At 71.3% G+C, this 20,630-nt stretch carries 19 protein-coding genes and 1 pseudogene; 5 read left to right on the top strand and 15 right to left on the bottom strand.

Annotated features, from left to right (window positions below; genetic code table 11):
* Positions 1–39: 39 nt before the first annotated feature.
* The 10 genes from ABZ671_RS20110 to ABZ671_RS20065 form a co-directional block, all read right to left on the bottom strand.
* Complete coding sequence (locus ABZ671_RS20110) at positions 40–342, bottom strand: SH3 domain-containing protein (RefSeq protein ID WP_357859972.1); 303 nt, start codon at positions 340–342, stop codon at positions 40–42.
* A gap of 41 nt (positions 343–383) precedes the next feature.
* A complete protein-coding gene (locus ABZ671_RS20105; RefSeq protein ID WP_357859969.1) occupies positions 384–1,580 on the bottom strand; it encodes an FAD-dependent monooxygenase in 1,197 nt (398 codons plus the stop codon).
* Positions 1,577–2,941, bottom strand: a complete 1,365-nt coding sequence (locus tag ABZ671_RS20100; RefSeq protein WP_357859966.1) for a dihydroorotase family protein — start codon at positions 2,939–2,941, stop codon at positions 1,577–1,579. Before ABZ671_RS20100 ends, ABZ671_RS20105 begins: the two co-directional genes overlap by 4 nt.
* Positions 2,929–4,065 (bottom strand): acyl-CoA dehydrogenase family protein, encoded by a 1,137-nt coding sequence (locus tag ABZ671_RS20095; protein WP_357859962.1) that lies wholly within the window; start codon positions 4,063–4,065, stop codon positions 2,929–2,931. The genes ABZ671_RS20100 and ABZ671_RS20095 overlap by 13 nt, the downstream gene beginning before the upstream one ends.
* Positions 4,035–5,090, bottom strand: a complete 1,056-nt coding sequence (locus tag ABZ671_RS20090) for a PrpF domain-containing protein (protein WP_357859959.1) — start codon at positions 5,088–5,090, stop codon at positions 4,035–4,037. The genes ABZ671_RS20095 and ABZ671_RS20090 overlap by 31 nt, the downstream gene beginning before the upstream one ends.
* On the bottom strand, positions 5,087–6,889 hold the full coding sequence (gene asnB / locus ABZ671_RS20085; protein WP_357859956.1) for an asparagine synthase (glutamine-hydrolyzing): 1,803 nt from the start codon (positions 6,887–6,889) through the stop codon (positions 5,087–5,089). The genes ABZ671_RS20090 and asnB overlap by 4 nt, the downstream gene beginning before the upstream one ends.
* Positions 6,890–6,952: 63 nt before the next feature.
* Positions 6,953–7,882 (bottom strand): cysteine synthase family protein, encoded by a 930-nt coding sequence (locus tag ABZ671_RS20080; protein WP_357859952.1) that lies wholly within the window; start codon positions 7,880–7,882, stop codon positions 6,953–6,955.
* Entirely contained in the window at positions 7,879–8,667 is a 789-nt protein-coding gene (locus ABZ671_RS20075; RefSeq protein ID WP_357859949.1) for an aldolase/citrate lyase family protein, read from the bottom strand. The genes ABZ671_RS20080 and ABZ671_RS20075 overlap by 4 nt, the downstream gene beginning before the upstream one ends.
* Positions 8,664–9,524: a TauD/TfdA family dioxygenase gene (locus tag ABZ671_RS20070; protein WP_357859946.1), complete on the bottom strand. Its 861-nt coding sequence runs from the start codon at positions 9,522–9,524 to the stop codon at positions 8,664–8,666. Before ABZ671_RS20070 ends, ABZ671_RS20075 begins: the two co-directional genes overlap by 4 nt.
* Positions 9,525–9,714: 190 nt before the next feature.
* Positions 9,715–11,244 carry an FAD-binding oxidoreductase gene (locus tag ABZ671_RS20065; RefSeq protein ID WP_357859943.1) on the bottom strand — a complete coding sequence of 510 codons (1,530 nt, stop codon included), beginning with the start codon at positions 11,242–11,244 and terminating at the stop codon, positions 9,715–9,717.
* Positions 11,245–11,453: 209 nt separating this feature from the next.
* Between ABZ671_RS20065 and ABZ671_RS20060 the strand changes: the two genes are divergently transcribed.
* Entirely contained in the window at positions 11,454–12,227 is a 774-nt protein-coding gene (locus ABZ671_RS20060) for an SDR family oxidoreductase (protein ID WP_357859940.1), read from the top strand.
* Positions 12,228–12,505: 278 nt separating this feature from the next.
* Here ABZ671_RS20060 and ABZ671_RS20055 read toward each other — a convergent pair whose 3' ends face one another.
* Complete coding sequence (locus ABZ671_RS20055; protein WP_357859937.1) at positions 12,506–13,180, bottom strand: dihydrofolate reductase family protein; 675 nt, start codon at positions 13,178–13,180, stop codon at positions 12,506–12,508.
* Positions 13,180–13,350 carry a hypothetical protein gene (locus ABZ671_RS20050; protein WP_357859934.1) on the bottom strand — a complete coding sequence of 57 codons (171 nt, stop codon included), beginning with the start codon at positions 13,348–13,350 and terminating at the stop codon, positions 13,180–13,182. The genes ABZ671_RS20055 and ABZ671_RS20050 overlap by 1 nt, the downstream gene beginning before the upstream one ends.
* A gap of 207 nt (positions 13,351–13,557) precedes the next feature.
* Between ABZ671_RS20050 and ABZ671_RS20045 the strand changes: the two genes are divergently transcribed.
* Together ABZ671_RS20045 and ABZ671_RS20040 are read left to right on the top strand one after the other, a co-directional pair.
* On the top strand, positions 13,558–13,755 hold the full coding sequence (locus ABZ671_RS20045; protein ID WP_357859931.1) for a hypothetical protein: 198 nt from the start codon (positions 13,558–13,560) through the stop codon (positions 13,753–13,755).
* A gap of 187 nt (positions 13,756–13,942) precedes the next feature.
* Complete coding sequence (locus ABZ671_RS20040; RefSeq protein ID WP_357859928.1) at positions 13,943–14,521, top strand: dihydrofolate reductase family protein; 579 nt, start codon at positions 13,943–13,945, stop codon at positions 14,519–14,521.
* A 283-nt stretch (positions 14,522–14,804) separates the two neighbouring features.
* Here the strand turns inward: ABZ671_RS20040 and ABZ671_RS20035 are convergent, their stop codons facing one another.
* Positions 14,805–15,188 (bottom strand): YciI family protein, encoded by a 384-nt coding sequence (locus tag ABZ671_RS20035; protein WP_357860056.1) that lies wholly within the window; start codon positions 15,186–15,188, stop codon positions 14,805–14,807.
* Between the two features lie 213 nt (positions 15,189–15,401).
* Between ABZ671_RS20035 and ABZ671_RS20030 the strand changes: the two genes are divergently transcribed.
* The gene (locus ABZ671_RS20030; RefSeq protein ID WP_357859925.1) at positions 15,402–17,063 is read left to right on the top strand and encodes an MFS transporter; all 1,662 of its coding nucleotides are present in this window, start codon (positions 15,402–15,404) and stop codon (positions 17,061–17,063) included.
* A 25-nt stretch (positions 17,064–17,088) separates the two neighbouring features.
* On the opposite strand, the gene ABZ671_RS20025 is transcribed toward ABZ671_RS20030, so the two are convergent.
* A complete protein-coding gene (locus ABZ671_RS20025) occupies positions 17,089–18,321 on the bottom strand; it encodes a DUF6596 domain-containing protein (RefSeq protein ID WP_357860053.1) in 1,233 nt (410 codons plus the stop codon).
* A gap of 132 nt (positions 18,322–18,453) precedes the next feature.
* Positions 18,454–18,525 (bottom strand): annotated as a pseudogene (locus ABZ671_RS20020) (BBE domain-containing protein); the annotation flags it as partial.
* Between the two features lie 197 nt (positions 18,526–18,722).
* Here ABZ671_RS20020 and ABZ671_RS20015 point away from each other — a divergent pair.
* Positions 18,723–20,099 (top strand): extracellular solute-binding protein, encoded by a 1,377-nt coding sequence (locus tag ABZ671_RS20015; RefSeq protein WP_357859922.1) that lies wholly within the window; start codon positions 18,723–18,725, stop codon positions 20,097–20,099.
* The last annotated feature ends 531 nt before the right edge of the window (positions 20,100–20,630 follow it).

Below are 20,630 nucleotides of genomic sequence, written 5' to 3'. Positions count from 1 at the left end.
CTAGATTTAACGCAATGACTGTTCGACCGTGTCCCCGGGTCAGGTCCGTTCGTGGCCGCCGGCCAGTTCCGCCGAGGCGGGGATCCCCGCGATGGTGGGCTGGTGGAAGTTCACCGCGCTGCACCAGTGTCCCGGCGCCAGTCGCAGCCAGATGTCGCTGACGATGCTTCCTTCGACGACCTCGTCACCGCGTACCCAGGCGTCAGCCTCGTGGCTGACCCGCTCGTCGGGGAGCAGGAGTTGCAGGATCGGGCTGCCTAACGACGGGCCTGAGCGGACGTTGGCATCACGCCAGACCGGGCCCACCGGAAAACGCTGCTCGGTTCGCGACCGACTGTTCACAACCTGCCTCCTGTCGAGTGGGTGGATTGGGCGGGGTGGAATCATCCCGGCCCCGGCCGGGTAGCGGCTTCGCGTGGCCGCCACCCGACGACGTCGAAAGTGGCGGCGTCCTTGCGGCCGCGCCAGCGCATGCCGGCGTCGCGCAGCAGCGCCCGCAGCCGCCCCGCGCCCTGGTCGAGCGCGCCCTGCCGCCGGGAGTGGAGCACCACCCGCGCCGCCCGCTCGACCCGTTCCGCCTCGTACGCGCGCAGCGCCCCGTCGGGGTCCGGATAGCGGCGCAGGCAGTCGGCCAGCACGACCGCGTCCTCCAGCGCCGTGTTCGCGCCCTGGCCCAGTGCCGGAACCATTGGGTGCGCCGCGTCGCCCAGCAGCGCGACCCGCCCGCGCACCCAGCGGCGTACCGGGTTCCGGTCGTGGATGTCGGTCACCGCGATGTCCGCCGGATCCGTGTCGCGGACCATGGCGACGACCGCGGGGCGCCACTGCGCGATCCGGTCGACCAGCGCCGCGAGAGCCGCCGTCGGCCCCATCGCCGGCCAGACACCCGCGCCAGCCGTGACCTTCGCCGTCCAGTAGAGCGTGTCGGCGTTGGCCGGGGCCACGAAGAGCTGGGTGCCCCGACCGTTGACCACGAAGGCCTGGGGATACAGCTCGCAGCCGATGGCCCGGCCGCGGACCGAGGTGTAGCCCTGGTAGCGGGGCGGACCGTCGCCCAGCATCGAGGCCCGGATCACCGAGTGCAGGCCGTCGGCCCCCACCAGCAGGTCGGCGTCGATCGTGTCGCCCGACGACAGCCTGACCGACACCTGCCCGGGGGCCTGGCGGTAGCCGACGACCGCCGTGCCCAACCGGATGTGCGCCCCGGCCGCCCGGGCCTCCCGCATCAGCGCGTCCTGCAGGGCGGTACGCAGAATGGGCACCTGCGGCAGCCCCTCGCGCTCCGCGACGGCCCCGATCGGCTCCCGGGCGATGACCCGGCCGGACGGGTCCGTCACCAGCCGGACGTCGTCCTGGCGCACCACGTAGCCGACCGCGCGGATCCGCCGGCCGAGGCTCGTGCTGATCGCATCGGCCGCCGCGATTCCGTTCTGGTACAACAGCAGCCCCGAGCCGACGTCGTCGATGCGGGCGGCCCGCTCGACCACGGTCACCGCGATCCCGTCCGAGGCCAGCGCGGTGGCGGCGGCGAGTCCGCCGATCCCGCCGCCGGCCACCACGGCGGTCAGCGGCCCGCTCACCGGATCCACCTGCCGTCGTACCGGCCGACGACCCCCTCGGTGAGGTCCCAGACGACCTGGCCGCGCCGGATCGTCCGCACCACCCGGCCGGACATCGTCCACCCCTCGTACGCCGACCAGCCACACTTGGCGTGTACATCCCGTGCGGAGAGCATCCACGTGTGCGACGGGTCGAGGATGGCCAGGTCAGCGTCCGCCCCGGTCGCGATGCGTCCCTTGCCGGGCAGGCCGAACAACTCGGCCGCACGGGCCGACAGGTGGCGGGCCAGGCGCGCGGCGGCGAGGTCCGGATGCTCTGCCGGCCGGCGGCGACGCATGCCGGTCCACACCGCGACCGCCAGTTCCTGCACCCCGGGAAGCCCGGGCGGGGACTGCGACACCGATCGGGTCTTCTCCGCCACCGTGTGCGGGGCATGGTCGCTGCCGATCGTGTCGACCTCGCCGGCCAGCAACGCCGCCCAGAGCCGGTCCTGGTCCGCCTGCTGCCGGATCGACGGGGACAGCCGGGTGCGGGCACCCAGGCGCCGGGTGTCGGTGTCGGTGAACGACAGGTGGTGTCCGGTCACCTCGAAGGTGACCGGCAGCCCGGCCGTGCGCGCCGCACACACCAGGTCCGCCTCCTCCCGGCTGGACAGGTGCAGCACGTGTGCCCGGGTGCCGTGCCGGCGGACCAGTTCGATCACCCGGGCCACCGCCGCGATCCCGCCGGTACGCGGCCGGCGCGCCTCGTAGTCGAGGTAGCTGTCCGGCTCGCCCCACCAGCCGTCGAGCAGCGTGAAGAGCTCGCCGTCCTCGGCGTGCAGCACCAACTGGACGCCGCCCCGCGCGGCGGCGGCGAACGCCTTGTCCAACTGCGCGGGGTCGCGGAAGACGGTGGGGGCGGTGTGATGGCCAGCCATGAAGATCTTGGCGCTGGTGGCGATGCCGGGGTCGAGGTCCGCCAGCGACTCGGGGTAGTCGGGGTCGACCCCGATGTGGAACCGGTAGTCGACCAGGGAGTGACCGTCGACCAGATCAGCCTTGGCCCGTACCGAGGCATCGGTGAGGGTCGGCGGAACGGTGTTCGGCATGTCCAGGACGGTCGTCACCCCGCCGGCCACCGCCGCCCGGCTGCCGTGTTCCCAGTCCTCCTTGTGGGTCAGCCCCGGGGTGCGGAAGTGGACGTGCGAGTCGATCAGGCCAGGCAGGACGTAGTGGTCGCCGACGTCGATCGTCGGGGTTCCCGGTGGCAGCCGGTGGCCGGGGTCCGGCCTGACCGCGCGGATCCGCCCGTCCCGGACCAGCACCGTGCCCGGCCAGACGCCGGCCGGGGTCACCAGCCGGCCGCGCACCGCGAGGTCCACCTCCGTCAGCCCTGCCATGCCGCCGCCAACAGCTCTCGGCACAGCTCGTTCGTGGGCCCCATCAACGCCACCGCGCGGGCGTCGGCGAGCAGCCGGTTCACCGCCGACCCGGTGTTGTAGCCGGTCGAGCCGAGCATCCCGGCCACCTCCAGGCAGACCCGTTCGGCCACCGCCGAGGCGTGGAGCTTGCTGTGCAGGGTGGCCGTACCCGGGTCCGGGGCGGAGCGTCGTCCCGCCCGTTCGACCACCGCCCGCGCCGATTCGACCTCGGTGGCGAGACCGACCAGCCGGTCGCGAACCACCGGGCGGTCCAACTGGCCCCCGCGTCGGAAATGGTCGACCAGCAGCTCCAGCGCGGCCTGGGCGACCCCCAGGGCCACCGCGCCCAGGGTCGCCCCGGACTCCCGTACGCCCGCGATGATCTGCGCGGCCCGGCCCTGCGGACCGAGCCGGTCGGTGTCGTGGACGACGCACTGCCGCAACGACACGAAACCTGTCGCGGAGCCGCGCATGCCGACCAGGTCGAGGCTCAGGTCCGTGGCCAGCCCCGGGTTGCCGGCCGGCACGAGGAAGAACGTCTGCCCGGCGGCGCCGTAGCCGGTGTCCGTGTCGGTGCCCGGCGCCGGACCGTCGGTGCGGACCAGCACCAGGTACAGGTCGGCGACCGAGGCGGAGGTGGTGAACGACTTCGCCCCGTTCAGCACCCAGGTCCCGTCCGGCCGCCGATCCGCGGTGCTACTGAGCAGCCGTTTCGCCGCGCCCGCACCGAGCTCGCTCCATGCCGACGCGGCGAGGTAGACGCCGTCGGCGAGTCGGGGCAGCAACGCGGACTTCTGTTCGGTGGTGCCCCATTCGACGATGCGGGAGGTCACCGCGAAGTGTTGAAAAGCCATGATCGCCAGGGACGGGTTCAGGCAGGCCAGCCGCTCGACGACCCGGTTGACCGCGCTCGCGTCACCGCCGACGCCTCCGTACTCCCGGGGCACCGCGGTGGCGAGCAGCCCGGACGTCCGCAGCTCGGTGAGGCAGTCCTGGTCCGGGCGGCCGGTGCCGGCGGTGTCCTCCGCCGACTGGCGCAGCCGCTTCTCCAGGCCGGGGGAAAGGTCGTCGCTCATGCCGATGTCGCTGACGTCGCCAGGCATGCGGTGATCTCCTCGAGGTGCAGGTGGGGCGGGGGCTCCAGGGGGAACGATCCGTGCGAGGTGACCTGCTTGCCGTCGACCGAGACCCAGCTCAACGCCGGTTCGCCGGCCAGGCTCAGGACGGCGGCGGTGACCGCGGTACGGCCACCGGGAGTGGCGATGCCGATCGGCCCGTCGGGCCGGCCCATCTCCTGCCACATCCGCCACGGCACGCTGTCCGGGATCCGGGTGGCAGAGGCCAGGCACACCGCCCCGGTGAGCGCGATCGTCGGGTGCCACGACGGGACGGAGATCGCCCGGGCGGCGATCTCACCGGCCACCGTCGGCACCAGCGCCGCGATCTTCGGAAAGACCCCCTCCGGCGACCACCCCAGCCGCTCGGCCGCGGCGGCGCGGATCCGGCTGAGGCGGGCGAAGAACGCGCCGTCCGCGGCGAACAGCTCGTGGTGGTCGCGGACACCGAGGCTGCGGGCGTCGACGAAGACGTACGCGTTGCCCGCCGACACCAGCGACACCTCGTCCCGGTCCGGGCCGACGGTGAGCGTGGTCCGGGGTTCACCGGTGAGCAGCAGTTGACGGGCGGGCATCGGGGCGGGCCGGACGAAGTGGATGGTGAACGTCACGTGGTCCCGGTCGATCCGGTCGACCTCGCACACCACGGTGTCACCGTTGTTGAGCACTCGAACCCGGGTGCGACCGCCCGCGGTCAGCCGGCACAACATGCCCATCCGGGCGGCGGCGACGGTCGCCGCCAGGATTGAGTGCCCGCAGGAGCCGCGCAGGTCGAAGGCGTCCACCGCGTGGGGCAGCGCCTGGACGAACCGGTAGTCGAGGTCGAACATCGGATGCCCGGACGGGCGCACGAGGGCCATCTTGAGGACGTGTCCGCCGCCGGCCCCGGCGAGGAAACGGCGCACCCGGGCCAGGCTCGCGCGGATCTGCTCCGGTGCCGTCGGCAACCAACTGGCGTCCAGCACCAGGGTGGGGCAGGGGCTGCCGGAGGCGTACGCCAGGTGCCCGATCATGCCGGCACCGCCAGGTCCAGCGGCCGGGTCGCGCCGTGGAACCGGTCGCGCCACACCTCGTACGTCATCAGCGCCCAGAGCGTCAGGGCGGTGGTGTCGTCCGGGTTGGCGGCCTGCCGGGCGAAGAGATCGGCGACGGCGCGTGGGTCGAGCTGGCCGCCGAGGTGGAGCCGCACGGGATCGAGCACGTCCCGCGCGTACGTCCACAGTGGGGTGCCAGGCGCGAGCATCGCCGTGATGGGCAGGGTGAACGGCTGCTTCGGGCGGTCCAGCACCTCGGCCGGCAACAGCCCGACGGCGGCGGCGTGCAGGGCCCGCTTCACCCGGCCCGCACTGATCCGCAGCGGGTCGGGCAGCGCCCGCGCGAGCGCGACGACACTGGGTTGGCAGAACGGCAGCCGTACCTCGACCGAGCTGGCCATGCTCAGGTGGTCCACCCGACGCAGGTGGTAGGCGGGCAGCCGGTGACCGAACTCGAAGTCGACGATGCGCTGCAGGACCGTCCCGTCGCCGTCGCTCAGCCGGCCGAGCGCCTCGGTGGGGATCGGCGGGATGTCCCGCACGTACCGGCGGTACTCGTCGGTGTAGAGGGCGTGCCGCAGGTGGGGTGGGGCGACGGCCAGCGCATCGACGTATCCGGGCCGCCAGTCGATGCCGGCGGCGGCATCGTCGAGCGCGGCCCGCATCCGGCCGTACCCGCCGAACCCCTCGTCCGCCGCGTCGCCGGTCAGCGCGGCCTTGAATCCGGTGTCGTGGACCGCCGCGAACAACGCGTAGGTGCTCACGGTGATCGGGTCGGCGTTCGGCTGGCCGAGGTGCCGGATCACGTCGTCGAGCAGGTCCGGTATCCGGGCCGGGTCGAGTTCCACCTCGTGGTGGACGGTTCCGGCGTGCCGGGCCACCAGTCGGGCGTAGTGCCGCTCGTCGAAGGGCCAGGTGCCCCGGTAGGCGATGGTGAACGAGTGCACCCAGCGGTGCTCGGCGGCCAGTGCGGTCACCAGGCTGGAGTCCAGCCCGCCCGAGGTGATCACCGCGACCGGCACGTCGGCGACCAGCAGCCGGCCCACTTCGGTGTGCAGGGCCTGCCGGATCTGGTCGGGCGCCCGCTGCGGGTCGTCGTACGGTGGGGCGGGCCGGGGCGGCCGGCGGACCATCACCGGCCTGCCGCCCAGGGCGCAGCGCAGGGTCGCGGCCGGCGGCAGGACCCGGATGCCGTCGAACATGGTCCGCTCGCCGAACGGGGTCTTGCTCGCCAGGTACGCGTCGAGGCCCGGCTCCCACAGGCCGGTGCCCGCCCCCCGAAAGCCCAACAGGGCGGGTATCTCCGAGGCGAAGTGCAGTGCGCCGGTCGCCGGATCCTGCCGGTGGTACAGCGGTTTCATCCCGGCGTGGTCCGTGACCAGCAGCAGCGTCGGCACGTCGCGCCGGTCGACCAGGGCGATGGCATACATCCCGTCGAGGAGGTCCACGAACTCCTCGCCGTACGTGTCGTACAGGGCCGGGATGATGCTGCCGTCACAGCGGTCCGGAAAGCGGTAGCCCCTCCCCTGCAGGTCCCGGCGCAGCTCGTCGTGGTTGTAGATCTCGCCGTTGAACACGGCGGTGATGCGCCCGTCCAGGTCGTAGGGCTGCGCGCCGCCGTCCTGGTCGATGATCGCCAACCGATTGCTGCCGAGCCCCCAGCCGCTGGCCCGGACCAGGCCGGTGGCGTCGGGCCCGCCGTGCCGCTGGCGGCCGGCGACGTCGCGCACCTCGGCCAGCGAAGCCGTGGTGTTGAAGTAGCCGTGAATCCGACACATGTCGGCTTCCTCTCCGTCGGTCCGCCGTGCGGCCCCGCGTCGTGGTTGTCCCCGAACCGGGCGCTAGCCCGATGCCATGGACAGATAGCGTTCCCCGGTATCGGGGAAGATGGTGACGATCGTCGATCCCGCCCAGCGCGGACGTTGGGCGAGGAGCCGGCTGGCGTACGCCGCAGCACCTGCGGAGACGCCGGCGAGCAGACCGGTGGACGTGGCGATCTCCCGCCGCGTTGCCGCGGCTGCCTCGTCCGGCACCGCCACCACCTCGTTGATCAGGCCGAGGTCGGTGAGAGGGGAGACGTAGCCGGCCCCGATGCCGGGGATGCCGTGCGGCCCCGCGTCGCCGCCGGAGAGCACCGCCGAGCCGGCCGGCTCGACCGCGACCACGTGGACGTCCCCGTGTTCCTTCAGATAGCGGGCCACCCCGGTCAGCGTGCCGCCGGTTCCCACCCCGCACACGAAGACGTCCACCTGGCCGCAGTCGCGGCGGATCTCCGGTCCGGTGGTCTCGTAGTGGGCGCGGACGTTGGCCGGGTTCTGGTCCTGGTGCGGCAGCCAGGAGCCCGGGGTGTCGCGTTGCAACTCCTCGGCGAACTTCCAGGCGGGCAGGAGCCCTTCCTGGTGCGGCGTCAGGATGATCTCCGCACCGAGTTCGCGCAGGATCTGCCGGCGTTCCTCGGTGGCGTTGTCGGGCATCACGATGACGCAGCGGTGGCCCCGTGCCGCGCAGACCGCCGCCAGGGAGATGCCCGTGCTGCCCGAGGAACACTCGATCACCGTGCCGCCGGTCGGGGGCAGCAGGCCGGTCCGCTCGGCCTCCCGGACCATATAGAGCACCGGGCGGTCCTTGACGTTGAACAGGGGGTTGAACATCTCCAGCTTCGCCAGCAACCGGACCCCGTTCGGTACGCCGGGTAGGCGTACGTCCAGCATCGGTGTGTTCCCGACCAGCTCCTCCAGCGACCGGACCGGCAGACGGTCGGGGCGGCTCACCGCGGTACCCCGAGGGCGGTGGCGAGGTGGTGGGCGGCGGCCTCCCGCAGGTGGGTGATGTCGCTGGACACGGTGGCAAAGGTGAAGCCCTCGTCCAGCCGGGCCGCCGCAGTGGCGCCGTCGGGGCAGTGGATGCCGCACGCCACGCCGGCCCGGGCGGCCGTTTCGGTGATCTCCTTCAGCGCCCGGCTGAGGCTCTCGTCCGCCGCCGGGTCGCCGAAGTAGCGGGCGCCGAGGGCGACGGAGAGGTCGGCCGGGCCGACGTACACCGCGTCCAGTCCCGGGACGGCGCAGATGGCCGCCAGGTCCTCCAGCGCACCGGCCGTCTCGATCATGACGATGCACGCCACCGCCTGGTCGAGGTCACCGGGCACCGATCCCATCCGCAGTTCCGCCCGGACCGGGCCGCCCAGACTGCGGGTGCCGGTCGGCCAGTGCCGGCAGGCCCGCACCGCGACCGACGCCTCCCGCGCGTCGTTCACCATCGGCACGATGACCGCCCGGGCGCCGGCGTCCAGCGCGGCGCCGATCGCGATCGGGTCCACCGCCGGCACCCGGATGACCCCCGCCGAGCGGCCCATCGCGTCCACCGCGAGCATCGCCGACTGCCACCCTGCGGGGTGCAGGACGCCGTGCTGCCCGTCCACGCCGACGTAGTCGTAGCCGACTCCGGCGATCCGTTCCGTGCCGACCGGGTTGTCGCAGGCGATCCAGTACCCCACGAGCCGTTCCCGACGGCGCAGGCGGGCCACGAAGGTCCCCGGATCGGGGCGTCCGATGCTCATTCGTCCTCCTCGACGACGTAGCTGCGCCGGCCGTCCAGACCGACCGGCACGTCACCGGTGATGGAGACCCGGTTGAGCAGCCGCTTGTGGCCGTCGTAGTCGTTGACCGCGTAGTGCTGCGTGTTCCGGTTGTCGAAAATCAAGACGTCCCCCGGCCGCCAGGTCCAGCGCGCCACGTTCTCCGGCCGACGCACGTACGACTGGAGCACGTCGATGATCGGCCGGGATTCCCGTAGGGTCATGCCGACCAGGCGCTGCGCGAACCCGCCGAGGAACAGTGCGGGCTCACCCGACTCCGGATGGACCCGGACCACGGGGTGGGCCGCCTCGAACTTCTCCGCCATGAACTTCCGGCGCACCTCATCGCCGCGCTCGGTGCCGAGCCGCGGCTGCTCCGCGCGGTTGGTGTGCACCGCCCACAGCCGGTCGGCGATCTCGCGCAGTTCCGCCGGCAGGTCGCGGTAACCGGCCGCGCCGTTGGCGACCATCGTGTCCCCACCGTATGGCGGCAGGATCACCGCACGCAGGGTGGTGCCCAGCGACGGCCGGGTGGTGAAGCTGATGTCGGTGTGCCAGTGGTTGGCCCGCTGGTCCTCACCGTCAACCGTGATGACCTGCGGCTTGTCCTCGACCGTCCGCATCATCGGGTGGACGTCCGTCAACGGGCCGAAGTGCCCGGCGAAGGTCAGTTGCTCCTCGTCGGTGATGTCCTGGTTCCGAAAGAAGAGCACCTTGTGGTCGAGCAGTGCCTGACGCAGCTGCGTGACGAGCTGATCCGGAAGTTCCCTGCTCAGGTCGACCCCGGTCACCTCGGCGCCGATGCGCCCGCCGATCTGGCGGATGTCGACGTCGGACACCTCGCCTCCCTTCCTAGCGCTGTGATCCCCGTGGCTGCGCGCCGGCGGTCGTACGGGTGGTCCTCGCCGGCCACAGGGCCGACGTGGTGTGGACACGAGAGACCGCCGTGCGGCCTCGGACGCGCCGCGCAGCCGTTTGGGGCGGTGGTGGCTCCGACCGTGACTCGAATCGATCGGGCAGGGGCCACAGTCAGGCTGGCGGCCGGACCGACAGCCGGTGCCGGAACACGTCGCGCGGGTCGTACCGCTGCTTCACCCGTTGCAGGCGCGGGTAGTTGCCTTTGTAGTACAGCGTGTGCCAGGCGACGCCGGAGGTGTTCCACGCCGGGTCGGCCAGGTCCACGTCGGGGTAGCTGATGTACGACCCGTCGCTGACCGCACCGGGCACCGGTACCCCGCCGGTGTCGGCGTACACGTCCCGGTAGAACCGGCGGACCCAGTCGATGTGTCGCTCGTCGTCGCCCGGCGACTGCCAACCACCCGCGCTGTAGGACGCCTTTATGACGCTGTCGCGCTGCGCGCTGGCGGTGGCGTCCGGGCCCACCGCGTTGACCTGGCCGCCGAACGCGGTCAGCACCACGCACGCCATCGGGTTGGTGTAGCTCTCGTCGCCGAGGTACCGGGCGATCGTGGCGAGCTGGCTGTCGGTGGGGCACCGCCGCAGGTACCCCGCCTTGTGCTTGTGCCGCCCCTGCGGATCGCTGGGCCAGCTGTAGGACGGCATCCAGGAGGCCATCCACGGCACCACGTCCTGCGCGTCGGTCGACGCCGCCAGGCCGGTGCCGTCGACGATCGCCTGGAGCTGGCCCTCCAGCAGCTTCTCCGCGTCCGGTACCGCGTCGTCCACCACGGCCGTCATGGAGACGACACCGGCCGAGCGGTGCGTCACGATGAGGTTGCTCCACAGGTTCGTGGCCGGCGTCCCCATCGCGCTGTTGTGCTCCAGCCAACCGCAGTAGTTCGCGACCAGCCGGGCGAGGGCGGCCTCGCTCATCCCGTCCCACGACCACACCACGTCGCGGCGCCGGATGCGCTCCGGCGCCCGGGGCAGCAGCCGGGACGGGTCGACGCTGTCCGTGTCCGGGCTGCGCAGCCAGAACCGTGTCACCACGCCGAAGTTGCCGCCACCGCCGCCGGTCATCGCCCACCACAGGTCCCGATGGGGATCGTCCGGCTCGCGCGTGGCCACCAGCACCTCGGCCCGGCCGGCCGGGTTGACCACCACCACCTCCACCGCGTACAGGTGGTCGACGACCAGCCCGTACCGGCGGGACAGGTGGCCGTACCCGCCACCGGTCACGTGACCGCCCATGCCCACCTCGAAGCAGGTACCGCCCGGGATCGTCACGCCCCAGGCGTCGTACAGCGCCGGGTAGACGCGGCCGAGCGTGGCACCGGCCTCCACTTCGATCGCGCGCATCCGGGGGTCGTACCGCACGCCGGTCATCGGCGACAAGTCCAGCAGCACCGCGATATCGGGCGAGGCGGAGAAGTCCTCGAAGCAGTGGCCGCCGCTGCGCACCGCGATCCGCCGGCCGGTGGACACGGCCTCGTTGAGCGCCGCCACGACGTGTGTGGTGGTACCCGCGAGCCGGACATACTCGGGGCGGCCGGTGAACCGGTGGTTGTATCCCTCCACCAGGCCCGGGTACCGGGCGTCGGCGGGTGTGACGGTGATGGCGGCGTCCATCGGCGGCCCATGCGTCTGTTCCTCGATCATGGCGTCCTCTCAAGGCAGTCCACCAGAGATTCACATCCGCCGGAACCGGCCGCATCTTCCAGCGTGCCGGCTGCGCGGGCCGGACGCCGCCACCGCTGTCGCGCAACGTGAAAGACGTGCCGGGCTCGCCGGCGGTGCCACGATGGGTCGGAACGCCGAGGCGCCGAACGAAAGCGCGAGCCGGGAGCAGACGAGCCGAGGAGTTGCCGATGCTACAGGACAAGGTTGTGGTGGTTTCCGGGGTGGGGCCCGGTCTCGGTCGCGCGGTCGCGGTGGGTGCGGCCCGTGCCGGTGCCGACGTGGTGCTCGCCGCCCGGAGCAACGCCGTCCTGGAAGAGGTCGCTGCGGAGGTGGAGCAGGCCGGCCGCAAGGCGGTCGTGGTACCGACGGACATCACCGACCCGGCCGCGGCGGGCCACCTCGTGCAGTCGACAATGGACATATTCGGTCGGGTGGACGTACTGGTGAACAACGCGTTCGCGGTACCCCCGATCGTTCCGCTGGCCGAGGTCGACCCGGCCGACGTGCACACGGAGATGGACACCGATGTGTTCGGCGCGCTGCGGCTGACCCAACTCATGGCCGACCACCTGGCCGCGACCGGTGGCTCGATTGTCATGGTCAGCTCGGTGGCGGCCCGGCTGTCCCGGCCGGGCTTCGGGGCGTACAAGATGACCAAGAGTGCGCTGATCGCCCTGGCCCAGACGCTCGCCACCGAGCTGGGCCCCCGGGGTGTCCGGGTCAACGTCGTGGTACCGGGCAGCATTTGGGCCGCTCCGCTGCAGGAGTACTACGACTACCTGGCGAACGAGCGTGGCGTGACCGCCGCGCAAGTCTACGAGGAGACCGCGGCGAACCTGGACCTGCGCCGGCTGCCGGAGGGTGCGGAGGTGGCCAACGCGGTGCTGTTCCTGGCCTCCGACCTGGCCCGTGCCATCACCGGGCAGTGCCTCGACGTCAACGGCGGCGAGTACCACCACTGACCGCATCGGACGCGGCCGGCGCGCCGGGCGGACCCCACCCGCAGGGCGCCCGGTGTGCCCGCGTCAATCTCCAGGCCGCCCTCGTCCATGATCGGCCGCACCTTCATGGCGCCCCACTCGGGGTCCGGCCACTCGCGGTTCGGCACCGACGGTACGGCTCATGGAAGAGTCGGATCAGCCGCCGCGAATCCGGCATGCCGGTCACCTGATTCTGCCAAGGGCTCCCGGACCGCCAGGTACTCCCCTTGCCATCGCGGAAATGCGCCGCCGTGAACGGTTCAGCGCGGCCGGGCGGCGGGTACCGGCGCCCGGCACAGCCGCACGTGTACCACCGCAGGGGAGGAGACGAGCTCCACACAGTCGTAGCCGGGCGGACCGCCACCGGGTGAGGCGCCGGCGAACAGCCGCTCCCCGTCACCCAGCAGCACCGGCACCAGCGCCAGGTGCATCTCGTCGATCAGCCCCGCGCGCAGGTACTGCTGGATGGTGTGCACGCCGCCGCCGATCCGGATGTCCCGCTCGCCGGCGGCTTCCCGGGCGCGCTCCAGAGCCGCGTGGATGCCGTCCTGGACGAAGTGAAAGGTGGTACCTCCGGCCAGCCGTAGCGGCGGCCGGGCGTGGCTGGTGAGGACGAAGACCGGGTGGTGGAACGGCGGGTCTTGACCCCACCACCCGTTCCACGGGTCCGCCGGCCACGGGCCACGGGACGGCCCGAACATGTTGCGGCCCATGATGGTGGCGCCCAGGCCATCCTCGCCGGCTTGGAAGAACCGGTTGTCCAGGCCGTCCTCGCCGTCGTCGTGGCCCATCAGGGCCCGGCCGCCCCGGGTGGCGAACAGCCAGTCGTGCAGCCGGTGGCCGCCGACCCCGAGCGGGTTGTCGAGGCTCTGCCGGGGCCCGGCGCCGTACCCGTCGAGGGAGACCGAGAAGTTGTTGACCCGTACCCGGGACATCACGACAGGTGCGCGAACTGGCCCGGGCGGCGGCCCGGACCGGCCGGGCCCCGGAACGCCTGGGCCGACGTCGGTGTCGCCCACTGTGCCGGTGTCAGGTCGGCGACCAGCCGCTCGACCGCGTCACCGTCGGCGATTAGGTCCCGGATCGGGTCGGGTCGACCGGTCATCGTGCGTCCTCCCTGCGCGTCCCGACGTGGCCGCGCAATGCTTGCGCGGCCACGTTTTCGGCCCGGTCCACCGGCGCCACTGGGATGACCGCGGCCGAGTCGAGCATGCCGGTGCCGGGCTGGCCCGTCTTCTTCGATTGTGCCGACCCTCCGGTGCCCGGTTTCCGCGGGTCACCGACCAGTGCGTCCGGGTGGCAGAGAGCAATCTTGAATAACTGGCCGCCGACGTCGCCGCCGACCCTCCGGTACTCGGGGCGGCACGCCGGCGACACCCGGCCCGGCGCCCGGACCCTGCTCATCGCCGGGCTGGCGGTCAAGATCCCACACCCGGTCCCAGTCGTACCGCTGTCCCTGCACCAACCCGAACACCAGCGCGACCAGCGCGACCAGGGTGCCAGCCGATGACGTGCCGGATGCCGCCGCGCAAAGGCGGGCACGGAGACGAGGCCCCCGATCAGGTGACTGCACCCTGCTGGATGTCGAAAAAGCCCGGGTGGCTCTGAGTTAACTAAGGGACCATCCGCAGTGCCCGGCACTGGCGGGTCGGGTTCCCGGGATGGATCCAGCTACAGCAGAGGAGGGATGACGCCCGATGCGGAAGATCATCCAGTGGGTGAATGCGTCGGTAGACGGATATATCGACGGGCCGAACGCGGAGTTCGACTGGGCGCAGCTCGGCCCGCAGCTCGGTGAGTACGGCGACCGCCTGCACGAACGGGCCGATACCTTCCTGTTCGGTCGAGGGGTGTGGGAGATGATGGCTGGCTACTGGCCAAACGCGGAGTCGACGTCGGACAATGAGCACGACCTGAAGTTCGCGCCGATTTGGCGCGAGACCCCGAAGATCGTCTTTTCCCGCACCCTGGAGAAGGCCGACTGGAACACCCGGGTGATCGGCGACAACCTGTCCGAGGAGGTGGCCGCACTCAAGCGGCAACCCGGCAAGGACATGCTGCTCACCGGCGGTTCCGAGCTGCCGGCCGCACTGACCGCGCTGGGCCTGATCGACGAGTACCACATCGCCGTACATCCGGCCGTGCTCGGCGGCGGAAGACCGCTGTTCCGCGAGCCGGAGCAGCGCGTCAACCTTCGGCTGGTCGACGCCCGGACGGTCGACTCACGAGTGGTCATTCTGCACTACGAGCCGGCTCACGAGGCGCCGGCGAGCTGACCACCTGCGGCGGCGGTGCCCAGGCTGGGCACCGCCGCCGCAGCGGGCAGATCTTGGCGGCGTTCGGTGCTACCGGATGTTCAAGGCCGGGGTCATCGCGCTCGTCCAATCGTTGCTCCCTGCGCCGACGAGGTGGCGGGACGCGGTGATCTTCCAGGCTCGGACCTTGCCCGCCGCGTCACCGGTCAGCGCTCGGCGTCAACAGCGGGGAGCCATCATTGGTTCACTGGCGGGTCAGCCCGGACCGGCCCGAGCTCGCCGATCGGTACGGGTGCGCCGCCGGTCAGATCCCGGCGGCGGCCTCGACGTCCACCAACTTGTCGGTGGCAATCGTGTCGATTACCGGGCGTACCTCCATCGCGCCGAAGCGGGCGTCCGGCCAACGCGAGGCGATCTCGACCGCCCGCTCCAAGCTCGGCACATCGACCATGATGTAGCCCGCCAGGTGTTCCTTCACCTCCACGAACGGACCGTCGGTCGTCGCCACCGACCCGCCGACGACCCGTACTGTCCGGGTCTGGGAAGCATCCGCCAAGGCGTCGCCACCGACCAACTCGCGGTTGGCATTGAGCTCCTCCATGAGTCCGCCGACATCCGCCATGAGCTTGTCCTGCTCGTCCTGGGAAAGGCGCTCCATAGCGGTCGGGTCGTTGTAGATAAGCAGCATGTACTTCAATCTGGTCTCCTTCTCGGCTCCCCGGTGTGCATACCGGACGGGACGTGCGAATCCTAAGTGCGCCCCAGCGCACGGGCAACGCGCACCGCCGGACGCTTCGCGACCGTCGCGCCCCGGTCCATGTCGAAAATGCCAGTCCGGCTCCGACCAATCTACGGATGCAGTGCCTCGTCCAACTGAGGCCAATGCGAGAGGAAGACTCGAATGCAAGACGCGACTTTAGCCGCGCCGAACCAACGCGCCGGACGCCGAGAGTGGATCGGCCTGGCCGTTCTGGCCGTCGCCACCCTCCTGGTGGCCTTCGACATCGGCGTTCTCTTTCTGGCGTTGCCGCATCTGAGCGCTGACCTTGGGGCCACCAGCAGTCAGCAGCTCTGGATCACCGACATCTACCTGTTCCTGCTCGGCGGCTTCGTGATCACGATGGGGACGTTGGGAGACCGGATCGGCCGCCGCCGGCTGCTGCTGCTCGGCGCGGGCGGGTTCACCCTCGCATCGGTCGTCTCGGCGTACTCGACCAGCCCGGAGATGCTGATCGTCGCCCGTGCCCTGCTGGGTGTCGCGGCGGCCACCCTGTCGCCGTCGACCCTGGCGCTGATCAGCAACATGTTCCGGGACGCTCGGCAGCGTGGCGTCGCGATCTCCCTGTGGGCGACCTGCATGTTCGGTGGCGGTGCATTGGGACCGGTGATCGGTGGCGTCATGCTGGACCACTGGTGGTGGGGTTCGGTGTTCCTACTGGCGGTGCCGGTGATGGCGGTGCTGCTGGTCGCCGGGCCGCTGCTGCTGCCGGAGTACCGCAACCCTGAGACGGTCGGTCGGATCGACCTGACGAGCGTGGCGCTGTCGCTGGCAGCCATCCTGCCGATCATCTACGGCATCAAGAACCTCGCCGTCAGCGACGGCGACCTACCGGTGGCGTTGGGCGCCATCGTGGTCGGCCTGGCCATCGCATTCCTCTTCGTCCGCCGGCAACTCCGCCTGCCCAACCCCCTACTGGAACTGCGTCTCCTCCGCCAGCCGAAGATCCGGGTGGTACTGCCCGCGATGCTCATCGGCTCCGGCGCGTTTGGGGGAACCAGCATGTTCACCGCCCAGTACATCCAGAGCGTCGCCGGCCGTTCGCCCGGCGAGTCGGGGCTCTGGATGTCGTTCACCGGCCTGGGCATTGCGGCGGGCACCCTGCTCGCGCCGGTGCTGGTGCGCGGCCTGCGACCTCGGTCCGTGATCATTCTGGGCGTGGCCGGCTCCGCGATTGCGTTGCTGGTGCTCACCCAAGCGGGGACCAGCGGCTGGCTGATCGGGGTGGTGGCGTCGATCGCCGTGGTGGCTTTCGGCATCGGGCCGCTGTTCGCGCTCGGTACCGGGATCGTGGTCGGCTCCGCTCCGCCGGAGCGTGCCGGCTCCGCGGCGTCGATATCCGAGACCAGCAACCTCTTCGGGACATCGCTGGGTCTGGCACTGCTGGGCAGCGCCGGGGCCGCCGTCTACCGCGGTCAGATGGCCGACGCTGACCTCGGCGCCTACCCGCGGGAGCTGGCCGACAGCGCCCGCGAGACGATCGGCGGTGCCACGGTCGGCGGCGAGCCGGGGCTGATCGCACTAGCGCGCGACGCGTTCACCAATGGGCTGAACGTCGTGGCCGCGATCGCTGCGGTGTTGCTGGTGGCCCTGATCGTGGCCCTCATCGTCACGTTCCGCGGTGACGGTGCCGATGGAGCGGACGCCGCGGAACCCGCGGACGAGGCCGGATCGGGTGCGCAGGCAGGCGCCGACCCGGTAGCGGCAGGGGCCGGCCAGGGCGCCACCGGATCGGACGACTCCCCGGGTGCGGGCCATCAACCAGGCACGTCGCCTTCGAGGTAATCGGAAGCCGGGCGGGTCGATGCCGCTACCGAGACGTCGACCCGCCGAGCCCGGCAGTGCGGCGGGCCAGGTAACGCTGCTCGGGCACGCTGTTGGTACGCCGCGCAGCCACCTGGTAGCAGTCCCGGGCTGCGTTGATGTCTCCGGCCATCTCCAGCAGGTGCCCGCGCACCGCATGGAAGCGGTGGTGATCACGCATCCGCTTGTCCCTGTCGAGCGGCGCCAGCAGCGCCAGCCCTTCCTCGGGACCGCGGACCATCGCCACCGCCACGGCTCGGCTAAGTGTGATCATGGGGCTGGGTGAGGTCTTCTCGAGTAGCTCGTACAGCGCCGAGATCTGGCGCCAGTCGGTGTCCTGCGGCCGTGCCGCCTCCGCGTGGACGGCGGCGATCGCCGCTTGCAACTGGTACTGGCCGACCGACCCGCCAGAGGCCAGCGCGCGGGTGATGAGCTCTATGCCCTCTTGGATGACGTGCTGGCTCCAGCGGCTGCGGTCCTGCTCGGTGAGCGGGATGAGGGTGCCATCCGGGGCGGTCCGTGCCTGGCTGCGGGCGTCGGTGAGCAGCATCAGCGCCAGTAGCCCGGCGACCTCACCGTCGTGTGGTAGCAGCCCGTGCACGATCCGGGTCAGCCGGATCGCCTCCCGGGTCAGCTCGCTGCGCAACAGGTCCGGCCCTGAGGTGCTGGCGTACCCCTCGTTGAAGATCAGATAGAGCATGTGCAGCACCACCCGGAGCCGGCTGGTGTACATCTCGCCCGACAGCGGGTACTGGATGCCGGCGGACCTGATCCGCTGCTTGGCCCGGCTGATCCGCTGGGCGACGGTCGACTCCGGCGTAAGCAACGCACGGGCGATCTCGGCGGTGGTCAGACCGCCGAAGGCGCGCAGAGTGAGTGCCATCTGCGAGGGCGGGGACAGGTCAGGGTGGCAGCACAGGAACAGCAGCATCAGCGTGTCGTCCCGATCCGGAGGACCCTCGTCCGGGGCGGGAACCTCCAGCTCAGTAGGCGCGCCAAGCGCCACCGCGGTGGCCTCGCGCCGCCGTCGCGCCTGGTCGCTGTGCCACTGGTCGGCGAGCCGGCGCGTCGCCACCGTGGTGAGCCAGGCCCGCGGGTTGTCCGGAATCCCCTGGTCGGGCCACTGTATGGTGGCCGCGAGCAGTGCCTCCTGCACGGCGTCCTCACAGGCCTCGAACTGCCGGTAACGGCTCACGATGGTCGCGAGCACCTGTGGCGCTGCCTCTCGCAGCACCTCCACAATCCGCGAGTCCGCCCCCTCGTGCGTGTGCACGGACCCTCCCCGGCATGGTCACGGCCGCCTGGACCGACACGATGGTGCCGATCTTTACCGCAGCATACCGGGTGGCACGGACCAGCCACCGCTTCGCCGTCAGACGGGTGCGGGTGGGATGTTGTGGTCGCGCCGGAACAGGTTTTCCGGGTCGACGCGCGCCTTCACCGCGCCGGTGACGGGCTACATAGTGAGCCTTTTTGACCGGACGGTGCTTCTTCGGCTGTGCCCACCGCCACGCCGACGCGCATCCGGGACCGATGCGCATCCGGGAAGATGCCGCATCGCGGCGGCTCGGGCGATCCTGGGACCCGTAACGCCGTCCCGGCGGCGTGCTCGCAGGGCGACAGCGCAGAGGAGAGTGTCGGATGGGGACAGCGGCAGATCAGGCGCACCGGGTGGTAGAGGTATGGATGCCGAGCTATCCGGCAGTGCCGCTGTTCTTGACTGAGGTACGTGAGCTCGCCAGGGCCTTCGAACAGGAGCACCCCGACTACCGGATCGAGATAGTCGAGTGTTCCTCATACCAGTCGCTGCCCGAGGAGGTGCACCGGGCGGCCCAGCGCGGTCACCGGCCCGCCATTGTGCCGTACCTCTTCACCTCCACACAGCTCGCTCGCGACATGCGTACCCATACTGGCGAACCGCTGTTCACGCCGGTGCAGCGGGCGATCGGTGGGCGCACCAAGATCCTCGGCCACCCGGTCGTGATCGACGACCTGGTGCCCGCCATCCACGCGTACTACACGCTCGATGACGAGCTGCTCGCCATGCCACTTCTGACCTCGACCACCCTCCTTTACACCAACAACTCCCTGCTCTCGAAGTCCGGCGTACGGGAGATCCCGCGGACGTGGTCGGAGCTGACCGCGGCGTGCCGGAAGCTGGCCGGTCGGGCCGGCGCCGCCGGCCCCGGGGTCACCTGGCCGAACGCCGGCTGGATCTTCCAACAGGCGGTGGCGCAGCAGGGGGCCGTGCTGGCCGAACCGGACAACGGCCGGACCGGCCGCGCCCAGCAGGTCCAGCTGGACTCTGAGGCGATGCTCGCGTTCGTCCATTGGTGGCAGCAGCTGCATCGCAGCGGGTACTACCACTATTCCGGGGTGTGCGCGATCGGTGACCGCACCGGCGACGCCTGGGAACGGAACTATCAGGCCTTCGCCGAGCAGCGGGTCGCCTTCGTTCTGAGTACGTCGGTGGAGGCCGACCGGATGGTCGACGCCGGCCGGCAGAGCGGGTTCGAAGTCACGGCCAGCCGGATGCCCCACAACGGTGAGGTCCCCTACGCCGGGAACGTCGTCGGCGGCGACGCGCTGTGGCTCTGCGGTGGCCTCGATGAGGCGACCCGGGACGGGGCGCTGGCGTTCATGCAGTACCTGCTCTCGGCCGAGCATGCCGCCAGCCGGCACAAGACAACCGGGTTCATGCCGGTCACCCGGTCGAGCGTCGATCTCCTCGACAGCGAGGGCTGGTTCGAGGCCAGCCCCCAGCACCGGGCGGCGCTCGACCAGCTCGACGCCTCCAACGGCTCGTACGCGGCCAGGGGTGCCCTGCTGGGTGACCTCGCCGGGCTGCATGACGTGGTCACCCAGGCGATGGACGACGTGCTGGCCCGCGGCGCTGACCCGGACCGGCGCTTCGCCGAGGCCTCCTCGCAGGCGCAGCGACAGCTTGACGATTACAACGCCGACTGCCTCGGTGAGTCGCCCGGCCCGGCGGGACCGCGCCGGTTCGCCGTGAACTGACAGAACGATGGACGGTGCGATCATGACCGTGACTTCGGCCGCCGGGCGGGCGGCCTCCGCGACCACCGGTTCCGACCCGCCCCGGAGCCAGTGCGGATTCCGACCTCCACCGACCAGGTAGTCGAAGCGGTCGAGGAGGCGGTGGCCGCCGGCCAGCGAATCACCGTACGGAGTGGCGGGCACTGCTTCGAGGGCTTCTCTGCCGTCCCGGCCGTGCCCGGGCGGTGGTGGCCACCCGCGAGCCGGACGATCCGCACCGCGATCTGTGGTGGGCACGCCAGCTGTGGAGCAACCTCATCGTCACCGCTGGTCCGGGATGTTCGGGATGACGGCGGTGGTAGACGACGCCAGGCCGAAGACCGACGCGCTGCTGAAGGAGTTGGTCAGCGCCGTCATTGCCGGTATCGACGGTCGGGGGTGCTGCTAGACATCACCGCTCTCAGGGGCGTGGAGTGGCTGGAAGCCGGCGCGGTGATCACGCCGGACGACCTGGCGCATTCATGACCGGCGAGCCCGGGCTCGGGCTGAGCT

The organism is Micromonospora sp. NPDC006766 (genome assembly GCF_040636055.1).
Taxonomy (GTDB): Bacteria; Actinomycetota; Actinomycetes; order Mycobacteriales; family Micromonosporaceae; genus Micromonospora.
The sequence above is the reverse complement of the archived record's forward strand: the minus strand, read 5'-3'. Positions and strand labels throughout refer to the sequence as shown.